Annotated in this window: 11 protein-coding genes and 1 pseudogene; 6 read left to right on the forward strand and 6 right to left on the reverse strand. The window is 46.9% G+C overall.

The window, feature by feature from the left end; translation table 11 throughout:
• Positions 1-13 precede the first annotated feature (13 nt).
• From D5S11_RS17225 to D5S11_RS17235, 3 genes and pseudogenes are all read right to left on the reverse strand, one after another.
• Positions 14-631, reverse strand: a complete 618-nt coding sequence (locus D5S11_RS17225; RefSeq protein WP_007409309.1) for an NUDIX hydrolase — start codon at positions 629-631, stop codon at positions 14-16.
• Positions 632-806: 175 nt separating this feature from the next.
• A pseudogene (locus tag D5S11_RS17230) lies at positions 807-1,678 on the reverse strand (DMT family transporter).
• Positions 1,679-1,893: 215 nt separating this feature from the next.
• On the reverse strand, positions 1,894-2,715 hold the full coding sequence (locus D5S11_RS17235; RefSeq protein WP_015239273.1) for a MerR family transcriptional regulator: 822 nt from the start codon (positions 2,713-2,715) through the stop codon (positions 1,894-1,896).
• A gap of 131 nt (positions 2,716-2,846) precedes the next feature.
• On the opposite strand from D5S11_RS17235, the gene D5S11_RS17240 reads away from it, so the two are divergent.
• Both D5S11_RS17240 and D5S11_RS17245 read left to right on the forward strand, forming a co-directional pair.
• Positions 2,847-3,305: a GNAT family N-acetyltransferase gene (locus D5S11_RS17240; RefSeq protein ID WP_015239272.1), complete on the forward strand. Its 459-nt coding sequence runs from the start codon at positions 2,847-2,849 to the stop codon at positions 3,303-3,305.
• Between the two features lie 157 nt (positions 3,306-3,462).
• A complete protein-coding gene (locus tag D5S11_RS17245) occupies positions 3,463-4,206 on the forward strand; it encodes a sulfite exporter TauE/SafE family protein (protein WP_015239271.1) in 744 nt (247 codons plus the stop codon).
• A gap of 41 nt (positions 4,207-4,247) precedes the next feature.
• Here D5S11_RS17245 and D5S11_RS17250 read toward each other — a convergent pair whose 3' ends face one another.
• Positions 4,248-5,087, reverse strand: coding sequence for a helix-turn-helix transcriptional regulator (locus D5S11_RS17250; protein ID WP_007409314.1), 840 nt, complete (start codon positions 5,085-5,087; stop codon positions 4,248-4,250).
• 108 nt (positions 5,088-5,195) lie between these two features.
• On the opposite strand from D5S11_RS17250, the gene fabF reads away from it, so the two are divergent.
• A complete protein-coding gene (gene fabF / locus D5S11_RS17255; RefSeq protein ID WP_033575020.1) occupies positions 5,196-6,431 on the forward strand; it encodes a beta-ketoacyl-ACP synthase II in 1,236 nt (411 codons plus the stop codon).
• Between the two features lie 28 nt (positions 6,432-6,459).
• Here fabF and D5S11_RS17260 read toward each other — a convergent pair whose 3' ends face one another.
• Entirely contained in the window at positions 6,460-7,671 is a 1,212-nt protein-coding gene (locus D5S11_RS17260) for a Bcr/CflA family efflux MFS transporter (RefSeq protein ID WP_007409316.1), read from the reverse strand.
• Between the two features lie 145 nt (positions 7,672-7,816).
• Positions 7,817-8,950 (reverse strand): glycerol dehydrogenase, encoded by a 1,134-nt coding sequence (locus D5S11_RS17265; protein WP_003156056.1) that lies wholly within the window; start codon positions 8,948-8,950, stop codon positions 7,817-7,819.
• Between the two features lie 282 nt (positions 8,951-9,232).
• Here D5S11_RS17265 and D5S11_RS17270 point away from each other — a divergent pair, with 282 nt between their 5' ends.
• The 3 genes from D5S11_RS17270 (at position 9,233) to abc-f (ending at position 12,639) form a co-directional block, all read left to right on the forward strand.
• Positions 9,233-10,090 (forward strand): YitT family protein, encoded by an 858-nt coding sequence (locus D5S11_RS17270; RefSeq protein WP_003156057.1) that lies wholly within the window; start codon positions 9,233-9,235, stop codon positions 10,088-10,090.
• Positions 10,091-10,205: 115 nt separating this feature from the next.
• A complete protein-coding gene (locus D5S11_RS17275) occupies positions 10,206-10,733 on the forward strand; it encodes a GNAT family N-acetyltransferase (protein WP_007409317.1) in 528 nt (175 codons plus the stop codon).
• 277 nt (positions 10,734-11,010) lie between these two features.
• The gene (abc-f, locus tag D5S11_RS17280; RefSeq protein ID WP_007409318.1) at positions 11,011-12,639 is read left to right on the forward strand and encodes a ribosomal protection-like ABC-F family protein; all 1,629 of its coding nucleotides are present in this window, start codon (positions 11,011-11,013) and stop codon (positions 12,637-12,639) included.
• The last annotated feature ends 87 nt before the right edge of the window (positions 12,640-12,726 follow it).

Below are 12,726 nucleotides of genomic sequence, written 5' to 3' on the forward strand. Positions count from 1 at the left end.
TCTGATTGCTGCCTTAATCAAAATAAACGGGTTCGTCCGGATGTTTGAGATACGCAAACATCTTTTCAATCTGACTTTCTGTATTGCGGGCTTCAGATAGCGGCGGCAGTTCCGTTTCCGCAAAAAAACCGGCGGCGCTTGTTTCTGTTCCCTCCCTGATCCGGCCGCCGATGATCTCGCATTTGATAAACACTTTGTAAACGTGGGCGGCGGACGGCGGATGGGAATGGCATTTCTTATCCATTACAGCTAACAGTTTAACGGGCTTTACTTCGATTCCCGATTCCTCTTTTACTTCTTTGACAGCGGTCTCGCCCGGAGAAATCCCGATATCAGCCCATCCGCCCGGCAGCGCCCATCTGCCGTCGCTTTTCTCTCTTACCATTAATATGCTCTGATCTTTAAAAACTGCCGCTCTGATATCAACTTTCGGAGTGGGATAGCCCGTGTCACCGGCGAATACGTCTTTGATGATCCTTTTGTCGGTGCCGGTATGATGCGCCATGATATCCACGCTTATTTTTCTTATTTCTTCAAATCTCTCAATATCATATATGTCTTTGGAATAAGCCAGCCCCGCTTGCGCCGCGGATTGAAGCTGTTTTGCCCATTCAAGCCATTTTGGCTCCATTTTTTCACCGCCCGTTATGTTAATTGACGAAACCCCAAGAGTCAGGATATTGCACCTTGAGAGTACCGGTGCCCATGATCCGTTTCTGCTCCTTGTTTTCTGTTTATGGAGGGGCGAATCCTGCCGGAAAAACAGAAAAAAGCCATTCATTTGCTGAATGGCTTTTTTTCATTTTCTATTTTTCTTTCATGACGAGAACGACGCCTGAAACAATAAGAGCCGCCCCGATCCAGAAGGTTCCTCCGATCGTCTCTCCCAGCAGCAGCCAGCCGAGCAAAGTCCCGGAAAGCGGCTGAAAGAAGAAAAACAGACCGCCGCTTGCCGCATTCAGTAATTGCAATCCGCGATTCCAAAGCATGAACGCGCAGGCGGTTGAGATCACACCCAGATATAAAAGTCCGCCCCATATCTCAGGCCGGCAAGCTGAGACAAAGGAATCTCCCGAAGCGGGCCCGCTGTAAACGGGGTCAGGATGACAAATGCGACGCAAATGGAATACGTTGTGACGACAAGCGGTGAGTAATGGCCGGGAACCCGTTTCATCAGCACGGACATCAAAGCCCATGTCAGCGCCGCAGCCAGAAGCGAGAGACCGCCGAGCTGGCTCGACATATTGAGATCTCCGTTCCCCACAATGAGCAATACTCCGATCGTCGCCAGCCCTGTCGATATTCCTTTTTTCAGCGTTAACCGTTCTTTCAACATCAGCCGGGCAAATACAACCATAAATGCGGGAGTGGATGCCGTAATAATCGCACCCATCTGCGCGGTTGATAATTTCGTGCCGATTTCCTGCGTGACGATCGAAACCGTGTTGCCGATCAATCCGATCGCAGCGATCAGTAATAAATCACGTTTATGAACTTTCCAGGATTGGCGTGTAAATAAACTGAGAATCAAAAGCGAAAGAAGCGCCACCGCATATCTCAGCCATACCAGTTCAAGCGGCGGAATGACCGCTACCACAACTTTTACAACGACATACATACCGCCCCAGATACTGGCGGCCAATGCCAAATAAATCGAACCGAACAATGTATTTTTCAATTTGATGCACCCTCCGTTATCATATTAGGTCACGTCATATGCCCTAACGGAGAGAAGCGCAGTCACCTTCCTCCATTAAGGGCGGAGAAGTGCTGCCGGTACATCATGTTCAAATAAGGGCGCTAGAAACATATCGTTTTTCACCTCAATTGCAATCTGATTTTTCTCATTATACAAGGTTTGTTAAAAGACGTAAATGAACGGCGGCATCGGCTTTATGGATTGCGGACTTGCAGCTGGATTCTTGTGATCTGATTGTCAAACCCGTCCGCCACAACCTCATCAAGCATATATTCTTCATATGCATAATCGCCCATTTCCAGCCCATACTCTTCAGTAAACTGCATGATGCTGCGGTAAGCCGCTTCCGCTTCATCCCCTATTTGGTACCCGACGGCATAAAGCCCTTTCGGCTTGATATGGAGGTCTCTATTCTCTATGCCTTCTTCTGTCTTCATATAAAAATGGGTGTAGTTGTAGAATTCTTTTTTCAGAATCTGCTCCCGCGCAAACAGTCCGCCGACCGGATGCCCCTGATCGAGTTCATGTACCCGCATATAGCGGATCAATTCGGAAATGGCGGCAGTATATTGCCGTTCTGGCAAATGGAGTACGGGCCGTCCTATCATAAGTGTCTCTTCATCTAATCGCTGCAATGAGACGGAGGAAAAGTCTGTCTCCAAGGCTTGTTCGGTCAGCTTCACCTTCGTCCGAATCATCCTTTGCAGGTGCTCCAGCTTTTTGATTTTGCTTTCGATTTCTGAAGATTTCTCTTTTAAAAGCGCGATGATACCCTCAGGGGTTTTGTCTGTTAAGAGCGGTTTGATCTGCTTCAAGGGCACGCCGACCTCCTTAAACAGACCGATGACCTGGAACAGTTCGAATTGATGATAGGAATAGTATCTGTATCCGTTCGCTTTTTTGATTTCCGGAGAAAGCAGGCCGATCTCGTCATAATGGAACAGGGTTTGTTTTTTTACGTGGCACAGTTTTGCAAATTCACCCGTTGTGAAGTATTTTCTGACGTCTTCGCTCATAATGCCTCCTTGACTATACGGTAACCATATCCTTTATGATGATCATTGTATCCGAGAGAAGGCTGATTCACAAATGGCTTACGCAATGAAAGCTTTACCGTCTCAAAAAAAGCGGAAGAGGAGTATCAAGTATGACGATTGAAATCAGAACAGTCACGGAAGAAAACCGTGCCGATATACTGGCGCTTCATGTAAGTGAAAGCCAGACTTCATTTATTGAAACCGCGGAAGAGTGCTTACAAGATGCTGAGGATTGCCGGCATTATCAGCCGGCCGGTCTTTATGTTAACGGGGAATTGGTCGGCTTTGCCATGTACGGATGGTTTCCGGAATATGATGAGGAAAATGAAAACGGCAGAGTGTGGCTTGACCGTTTTTTTATTGATGAACGCTATCAGGGACGGGGATTGGGCAAGCTGTTGCTTGATGCCCTAATCCGTCATCTCACTCAAATATATGATTGCAGACGGATTTATTTAAGCCTGTTTGAAGATAATGTGCACGCATTGCGGCTTTATCAAAAATTCGGCTTCTTATTCAATGGAGAGCTGGACTCAAACGGGGAAAAAGTGATGGTGAAAGAGCTGTAAACCCTCTGTATAAAAGCAATTCGGCTTCTTGCCAATACCTTAAATTTGAGGTAACATAAAGATATTAGACGACGGTCGACGGACTACGGTCGATTATTAAAACCTGATACAGCGGAGCGGAACATGGTGATCAGGCATCTAAATGGAGGAGAAGATTGTGCTTATTATACTCGTTATGTTTCTTCTCGGGATTATTCTCGGGTTTATCGGCGCCGGGGGAGCCGGTTTTGTCATTGCACTTTTAACTATACTGTTTCACGTACCGATTCATACGGCTTTAGGCACCTCCCTTGCCGGAATGGCTTTCACAAGTTTATCGGGGGCATTCAGCCACTACCGTGAAGGCAATATTCAGATGAAAATCGGTCTCATCGTCGGCGTTTTTGCGGCATTCGGTTCGTTTTTCGGGGCAAGGCTTACTTCCCTTATCCCCGCAGATTTGCTGCATTACTTGACGGCGGGCATGCTGTTTTTATCTGCTCTGCTTATTTTAGTCCGGTTATTTATTGTAAAAGAAACACAAGAAAATTCCGGACAGCAAAGCAATCTGAACATCTGGGTGAAAGCCGTTGTACTCGGTGTCATCGCAGGAATCTTGTCCGGAACGTTCGGGATCGGCTCTGCCCCTTTCATCCAAATCGGCTTAATGATTCTTTTGCGCTTATCCATCCGCCAGTCGGTCGGCACCACCATGCTTGTCATTATCCCGCTTGCGGTCGGCGGAGGACTCGGTTATGTGACGGAAGGATTTGTCGATTATATGCTGTTGGTCAAAGTGCTGATCGGAACGATGTGCGGCGCATATGTCGGAGCGAAATTCACCAACCTCGTACCGAAAGTCATTCTGAAATCAGCCATCTTTTTAACACCGGCCATCGCCGGTCTCATGCTTTTATTTTAAACTGAAACGGGAGGCGGCCGCCTCCCGTTTTGTTCTGTTCTTCATCTGTTTTCGAAGAGCTTTTTCAGCTTTGCTTCCGTTTCGGTATGATCTACCGGCGTATACACACTGCAACGCAGATCACTGTTGCCCTGAACCTGAAATGAAGTCAGGTTAAAGACCATTTTTCCCGCCTTCGCGTGGCGGAACTCAATTAATACTTCGGGTGCCGAGCTGACTTCGCTCTCATTCCACAGCGTATGAAATTCCGAATACGTTTTCTCCATTTCTTCTATAAACTGAGAATACCACGTATCAGCTACATACTGGCCGTAATACGTTCTGAAAATAGCGATGAATCCTTTCACAAAGTGCTCCCAGTTCACGGCTAAACTTCTTAATTCTTTTCTGGAAAACAATAGCTCTATGAGATTCCGCTTTTCAGGAGGAATTTGTTCAAAATCTAAAAACACGTGCGCCGCAGCCTGGTTCCACCCTACGATATGACACCGCCTGTCCGAGATAATGGTGGGACAATAACGGAGCTCCTGCAGGATTTTTGAAAGGGACGGGCTGATAACCGCTTCTTCCTCCGCAGCAAACGGCTGCTTCACGCCCTCCTCAATGGCAAGCGCGTATAAATAATTTCTCTCATCTTTGTTCAGCTGCAGCGCATCGGAAACGGCGTCCAATACGGCTGCGGACACTTTAATGTCTCTGCCCTGCTCCAGCCACGTATACCACGTGGTGCTTACGCCGGCTAATTGCGCGACCTCTTCTCTTCGGAGTCCGGGCGTTCTTCTCCTTGTGCCCATCGGCAGCCCGGCCATCTGCGGAGAAATTTTGGCCCGCTGCGTTTTTAAAAACTCTGAGAGCGCCTGCAATCTTCCTTCTGGTATCATACCGAATCTCTCCTCTCTTACCCTGGTATTTATTATACTAGGATAATCAACAACTTGTAATAGGATAATTGCGAGTTACAATAAATACATACCGAAGGAGGAATGACCATGAAAAGAGTTGTGATCACCGGAATGGGAGTGATTTCACCTCTCGGCAATGATGTGCATACATTTTGGAAACACCTGACGGAAGGAAAATCGGGAATCTCTTTCATCGATTCGTTTGATGTCTCCGGCTCCAAGACAAAAATAGCCGGCACCGTCCGTGATTTTGACGCAGAAGAAAGATGGGGCAGAAAAGAAGCGAGACGGCTTGACCGTTTCAGCCAGTTTGCTTTAGCGGCAGCGGAACAGGCGCTTGAAAGCTCCGGGATTCAGCTCGATCAGATTGACCGTGAACGCCTCGGCGTGTACGTCGGCTCGGGAATCGGCGGCATCACGACTTTGATTGATAACGTTCATACTTTAAATGAACGGGGAGCGCGAAAAGTGAGCCCAAGCCTTGTCCCCATGATGATCTCAAATGCGGCCGCCGCTCAAATCAGCATCAGATTAGGCGCGCTCGGCCCCTCACTTTCTCCCGTCACCGCGTGTTCCATCGGCAATACGTCGATCGGGGAAGCATTCAACGCCATTCGGAATGATGACGCAGATATCATGTTTGCCGGGGGAGCGGAAGCGGCGATTACGAATTTGTCATTAGCCAGCTTCGGCAATGCCCACGCGCTGTCAGCGAGAAACGAAGACCCCGCCGCGGCAAGCCGGCCGTTTGACGCGGATCGCGATGGATTTGTCATGAGTGAAGGCGCGGGCATCTTAGTATTGGAATCATTGGATAGCGCAATCGGCAGAAATGCCCCGATCCTTTGTGAGGTGCTCGGCTACGGTGCGAGCTCTGACGCCTATCATATGGTGGCCTCCCATCCGGAAGGAACGGGCGCATACCTGGCGATGAAAAACGCTTTGAAAAAGGCGAACGTTTCAGCGGAAGACATTGATGTCGTAAGCGCTCATGCGACAAGCACAAAAGCCGGAGATCTTTCTGAAACATTGGCCATCAAGACATTATTCGGGGAGCTTGCGTATGATATTCCGGTTACGGCCAACAAATCAATGCTCGGCCACATGCTTGGCGCGGCAGGCGGAGTTGAAGCCATCGCTTTGACAGAGAGCTTGAGACACGGCATCATCCCGCCGACAATCAATCTGCAAAACCCTGATTCGGCGTGTGATTTGGACTATGTAGCAGACGGGCCCCGCCAGCAATCGTTAACGATCGGCCTTTCCAACTCATTCGGCTTTGGCGGGCATAATTCGGCGATCGTGCTGAAGAAATATGAATAACGGGCATCAAAAAAAGGAGTGAATCATTTCACTCCTTTTTTGCTTTCTCCGGTTTTGTTGTTAAGGCGAAAAAAGCGATGGAACCGATAACGGATGTCGTGAACATAATTGCCCCCATCGGGACGGCCGTCGCTTCATTCATCCCCACAAGCGGCGACACGATGGAACCGAGAAGAAGCGGAAGCATGCCGAGCAGTGCGCTTGCGCTTCCCGCGCGGTGTCCCTGCTTTTCCATCGCCAATGTAAAGGTGCTTGTCAGCGTCATGCCGATCGTAATCATATAAATAAAAATTGAAATCACCAGTGCCGCCAGCGGCCCGTGAATGATCGTCATGACGAGCAGAACGGCAGTCGCCGTCATCGCTGTAATCACGCCGATTCTCAACAGGCTTTTTTCGTGAATGATCCCGCCGAAACGCCCGATGATAAAGCTTCCGGTAATGATCGCCAGACCGTTTATGCCGAATAAAACACTGAATACCTGAGGCGAGACTCCGTAAATATCCTGATACACGAAAGGCGTTCCGGAGACATACGCAAAGCTCCCGCCGTGAATAAAACCGACCGTCAGCGCATAGCCGATAAATGACCGATCCTTCAGCAGGCTTCCCATTGTCCGCACGGAATTTCCGATGGAGCTCGGAGTCCGCTTTTCCGGCGGCAGGGTTTCTGTCAGCTTGAGCGCAATGATGAGAACAAGCAAAAACCCGATAAAGGTTAAAAAGAGAAAAATCGTATGCCATGATGCAAACGGAAGCAGTAAAATCGCGCCTCCCGTCATCGGCGCCACCATCGGCGCGACGGCGGTAATGACCATCAGCAGCGAGAAAAATTTAGAAAGCTCTCTTCCCGAAAACACATCTCTGACGATTGCACGGGATAAAACGAGTCCTGCCGAAGCGGTGAATCCTTGAAGAAAACGGGCAATCACTAATGTAGTAATGTTCGGTGCAAGTGCGCAAAACAGAGAAAACAACGCAAATAAAAAAATACATAGTAATAACGGTTTTCTTCTTCCCTTCGCGTCACTTAACGGGCCGACAACAACCTGTCCGATTGTCAGTCCGATCAGACATGCGGTTAAACTGAGCTGGACAAGCGATGCGCGGGCGCTTAAATCTTCAGCGATTTCAGGGAAACTCGGCAGATACATATCTATATTGAGCGGCCCCAGTATCGCAAGCATTCCGAGAAGAAAAGCCAGCGCAAGCCGCTCCTTACCGGTCGGATTATGCAACATATCGTTCCCACCTTTCCTTTGTCAATCTCTCAAAACATTTGTATATTGTATCATAATTTTTTCTTTATTTTTAAAAGTTTTCAAAGGGCATAAAAAAACCAAGGGCTGTAACAGCCCTTGGGTCCGGGTCACGCGGTAAAAGGTTTTACGCGTGTTTTTCTTTAAATGCTTTTGCATATTGATCAGCCGCTATAATGGCATCCGCCACGTCGTCAGCCGTCACGTCAAAAGCGGCATGAATTGTTTCTTCTTCAATCGTCGCGGCTTCTGCCACTTTCATAATGTCCTCTTTAGATGCGTCTTTCAATTTGATGTCTTCAAGTGTGACAGGCAGCCCCAAGCTGATATAAAACGCGATATACCGCTCAATTTCCTCAAGCGAACGTTTTTCCAGCGCCAATTGAACGAGCGTGCCGAATGCCACTTTTTCACCGTGGGTCAAGTGATGGATTTCACCTTCAAGCGCGGTGAAGCCGTTGTGAATGGCATGTGCCGCAGCTAAGCCGCCGCTTTCAAATCCCAGTCCGCTCAGAAGTGTATTGGCTTCAACCACCGCTTCCAATGCGGGCGTAACGGCTTTCGCTTTCACAGACTCATAAGCGAGATGGCCGTATTTGAATAATACCGCTTCACATTTTTCCGCGATAGCCTCTCCGGCGATTGTCGGAATTCCGCCTGCCATCGTTTTACCGCCATTGGCGATGACACTGCGCGCCTCTATCCACGTCGCCATTGCATCGGCAATCCCTGATGCTAAAAAGCGCGGCGGAGCTTCCGCGACGATTTTCGTATCGACCAGAACCAGGTCAGGATTCTTATGATAGAAACGATAGTTTTCGAACGCGCCTTGTTCAGAATACACGACAGACAGCCCGCTTGTCGGAGCATCCGTTGAAGCGGCCGTCGGCACGATAACGGTATAGCCGTTTATTTCATCTGATACGGCTTTGGCCGTATCAAGCGTTTTACCGCCGCCGACTCCGATGACAATAGTCGCGCCTGCTTTTTCTGCGATGCCGGCAATTCTTTTCATTTCTTCCTGGGAGGCTTCGCCGTTGAAAACCGCCTCTTCAGAAGAGATATTGCTTTTCTTTAATTCAGCCGTCACCTTGTGGCCCGCGATATCCCATACGGTTTTGTCCGCGATGACGACGGCTTTTTCACCAACGCCCTCCAGATGTCCGCCGATCGTTTCAATGGCGTTTTTTCCCTGCACGTATTTGGCCGGACTGATAAAAATTCGTTCCAATGTCATCATCCCTTCTTCGTTGTCTCTCATTACATTTCTCTTATTGATAGAGCAGAAATGAAAACTCTTCTGATATCATTCCTCGTTTTAAATTGATTTAAACCTCATATACACTGCAGAAAAATCAATTTTCACGGCATTGACAAGATGTGAAGGTGTCTATATAATCTTCGATATTGAAGCTGATCATTCTTTACTGAATGAACAAACGAGATTGTGAATGATTCGTCTTAAAAATTATTTAGTTCTGCTGGATAATTTTTGAGGCGTTTTTGTTTTTTATATATTTTTGACTGCAGAGGAGGTTTGCACATGAAGAACATTTGCAAGGATATACTGATGATTATGGCCGGAGCCTTTCTTATTGCGGCGTCCGTGGAATTTTTCGTCATCCCGAATCATTTAGGGGACGGCAGCACCGTGGGAATCGCTCTCGTGTTATATTATCTTTTCCATATACCTGCAAGTATTACGACTCTGGTTGTAAATTTGATTTTTATCGGGCTGGCTTATAAATTTTTAACGAAAAAAACGATTTTATACACGATACTCGGTACGGGAATGACTTCTGTTTTTCTCAGCATCGTCAGCTTTATTCCGTTCGGCGTGCACGATATGGTGCTCGGGATTGTATTCGGCGCTCTGCTGATGGGAGCGGGGCTGGCATTGATCTTTATCGCTGACGGATCTACCGGCGGGACCACGCTGTTGGCGTATTTATTAAATTACACAAAGGGCTTTAACATCTCGAAAAGCATGTTTTATATGGATTGTGTCATCATTTTCGCATCCGTTTTAGCGATCGGCATCAATCATATGCTGTATACGTTTATATTCGTATATCTGTGCGCCAAAATCGTCGATATTGTCATTGAGGGTTTCCATAATAAAAAAGCTCTCACCATTATGTCTGACCAATACGAAGAAATCGCCAAAGCCATCACCTCCGAGTACGGCAACGCGGCGACGATTTTTTACGGATACGGCTATTACGGCAGCAAAGACAAGCGCATTATCTATGTTGTCATTAAAAAGAACGAATTGCTGAAAATCAAAAAACATGTTCAAAAAATTGATCCGAAATCATTTATCGTTATTCATGAAGTAAAAGAAGCTGTCGGAGGGCAATTCGGGTTTACAAACCTGCCCGCCGCCGCAAATGAAAAATAACCGCCTGCAGTGTATAGCTGCAGGCTTTTTTTATTCGGCTCTTCCCCGCTCAAAGGTTTTTACATTTTTCAATCGAAGTAGTAGATGAAATCTTTTTGATGGAGGAACATAAAAAATGAATATCAAAACTGACAGGCTCATAATTCGGACATTTGAACCGGAAGATTGGCAGGATGTCTATGCGTACACCTCAAATCCAAATGTCATGAAATATATACCAGAGGGTGTCTTTACTGAAGAAGATGTTAGGAAATTCGTTACTGAAAACAGCGGCGAACATGCCGGGAAGTTTCCCGTTTTATTGAAGGATGAGAAAACGGTCATTGGCCACATTGCTTTTTTTCAGTATTTTGGCGATCATACGTATGAAATCGGCTGGGTGTTTCACCCGGAATACCAGGGCAAAGGATATGCTTCAGAGGCGGCGCGCGCCGTGCTGGCATTCGGGTTTAACAAGATGAAATTACACCGGATCATTGCGACATGTCAGCCGGAAAACATGGCTTCGCACCGGGTGATGGAAAAGATCGGGATGAGACGGGAAGGCTTTTTCAAAAAATGCATCCCCCATGATAATGAATGGTGGGACGAATATTATTATGCCGTTTTAGAAGAAGAATGGGAAGTCTCCAATCTGGAATAAAAAGGCTTATACCCTTTGCTTTTACAGATAAGTGTGTGCTACACTGTTTGTAACAAATACGAAGGGATGATGGGTGGACAATGATTAACTAATCTTATTTTGACCGTTTGAAATCAAATATTTCAAATCAGAAAAAATAGGATTAGTCTGCCCATTTTCTATACGATACGAAAGCTATGTAAAAATAGCTTATTTGATCATGCACAGGTACGGCTAATCCTTCCAAATCAATTGGGAGGATTTTTTTGGTCCTCCCTTTAAAGCGAGGGATTGACATATGAAAGAAATGTTAAAAATAAGCGGCATCAGTTATGAAATCAACAGTGTTCCCCTTTTTGAACAGATCAGCGCGAGCGTTCAGCAAGGTGACATCATCGGCGTTATCGGTAAAAACGGCGCCGGCAAATCGTTATTGCTGCAATTGATCTGCAATCAAAAAGCGCCGTCACAAGGACAGATCCAGATGATGCAAGATGTGAACATATATATGGTGGAACAAGAAACGGAAGCTTATGATTCCGGCCATCCGGAGCCTGCGGAGGCAGCCTTGTTGGAAAAGTGGAACGTGCCCGCACGCGCCTTTTCGCAATTAAGCGGCGGAGAAAAATTGAAAGCCCGTCTTGCCAAAGGTTTCTCCTCCTCAAGCAGCCTTTTGTTATTAGATGAGCCGACGAACCACCTCGATCAGCACAGTTTAGAAATACTGCTAAATCAGATCAAGAATTACAAAGGCACCATTATTTTTGTTTCGCATGATCGTGCTTTTATAGATGCAGCGGCGACAAAAATCTGGGCCATCGAAGGAAAGAAACTCATTGAACATAAAGGGAATTATTCAAGCTATATGGAGGTCCGCAAACAGAGAAGACTGACACAGCAGCGCGAATATGAGAATCAGCAGCATATGATCAGACGGATTGAAGCTCAAATGAACGAGCTGAGCGCCTGGTCAAAAAAAGCCCACGCCCAATCAACGAAAATAGAAGGCTTTAAAGAATACCATCGCGTCAAAGCAAAACGCACGGACGCCCAGATTAAATCAAAGCAGAAGCGTCTTGAAAAAGAGCTTGAAAAAGCGAAAGCAGAACCGGTTGAAGCGGAGTATGAAGTCCGTTTTTCCATTGAGCACCGCAAAAAAGCGGGAAAGCGTTTTTTAGAAGTAAGGGATGCCGCAAAGTCATATGACGGACGAACGCTTTTTAAAAACGTGAATTTCACTGTGATGCACGGTGAAAAGATCGCGATTACAGGCCCGAACGGCAGCGGGAAAACAACATTATTGAAGGTCATCCTCGGGCAGGAAAAAGCGCAGGGCAGCATATGGATTTCTCCGTCTGCAAACGTCGGATATTTAACCCAGGAAGTATTCGACCTTCCGCTTGATAAAACCCCCGAACAGCTTTTTTACAAAGAAACGTTCGAAGCAAGGGGAAATGTTCAATCCCTCATGAAGCATTTAGGATTTACCGCAGCGCAATGGACGGAACCCATCGGCAAGATGAGCATGGGAGAGCGGGTCAAATGCAAACTGATGGCGTTTATTCTGGAGGAGAAAGATGTGCTGATTCTGGATGAGCCGACAAACCACCTTGATCTGCCGTCACGCGAGCAGCTTGAAGACACTTTGGCCCGATACGACGGAACGCTCATCATCGTATCTCATGATCGTTACTTTGTCGAAAAGACGACGGACATCCGGCTTGATATCTCAAACGGCAGCGTCCGAAAACAATGGAAAGAATCTCCCTCCGTCAGGGACGATGCTGAAGAACTGCGATTAAAGCTTGAGACCGAACGGCAGGAAGTCCTCGGAAAACTCAGCTTCATGACTCCGGCTGATAAACAATATCGTGAGCTTGATCAAAAATTCAAAGAGCTGACGGAAGAAATAAAGAAATTGAAATGAATGTAAAAACCCGTGATTGTCACGGGTTTTGTTTTGGAAAGCTCACGTATCATGAAGAATAATTTCAAACTGATTTGTACAACCTAC

This window comes from Bacillus sp. L75, assembly GCF_003676355.1.
GTDB classification, from domain to species: Bacteria; Bacillota; Bacilli; order Bacillales; family Bacillaceae; genus Bacillus; species Bacillus velezensis.

Bases quoted from the DNA above. Each gene is read 5' to 3' on its own strand.
- D5S11_RS17225 (WP_007409309.1), bottom strand. From the start codon at position 631: ATGGAGCCAAAATGGCTTGAATGGGCAAAACAGCTTCAATCCGCGGCG.
- D5S11_RS17235 (WP_015239273.1), bottom strand. From the start codon at position 2,715: ATGAGCGAAGACGTCAGAAAATACTTCACAACGGGTGAATTTGCAAAA.
- D5S11_RS17240 (WP_015239272.1), top strand. From the start codon at position 2,847: ATGACGATTGAAATCAGAACAGTCACGGAAGAAAACCGTGCCGATATA.
- D5S11_RS17250 (WP_007409314.1), bottom strand. From the start codon at position 5,087: ATGATACCAGAAGGAAGATTGCAGGCGCTCTCAGAGTTTTTAAAAACG.
- fabF (WP_033575020.1), top strand. From the start codon at position 5,196: ATGAAAAGAGTTGTGATCACCGGAATGGGAGTGATTTCACCTCTCGGC.
- D5S11_RS17260 (WP_007409316.1), bottom strand. From the start codon at position 7,671: ATGTTGCATAATCCGACCGGTAAGGAGCGGCTTGCGCTGGCTTTTCTT.
- D5S11_RS17265 (WP_003156056.1), bottom strand. From the start codon at position 8,950: ATGAGAGACAACGAAGAAGGGATGATGACATTGGAACGAATTTTTATC.
- D5S11_RS17270 (WP_003156057.1), top strand. From the start codon at position 9,233: ATGAAGAACATTTGCAAGGATATACTGATGATTATGGCCGGAGCCTTT.
- D5S11_RS17275 (WP_007409317.1), top strand. From the start codon at position 10,206: ATGAATATCAAAACTGACAGGCTCATAATTCGGACATTTGAACCGGAA.
- abc-f (WP_007409318.1), top strand. From the start codon at position 11,011: ATGAAAGAAATGTTAAAAATAAGCGGCATCAGTTATGAAATCAACAGT.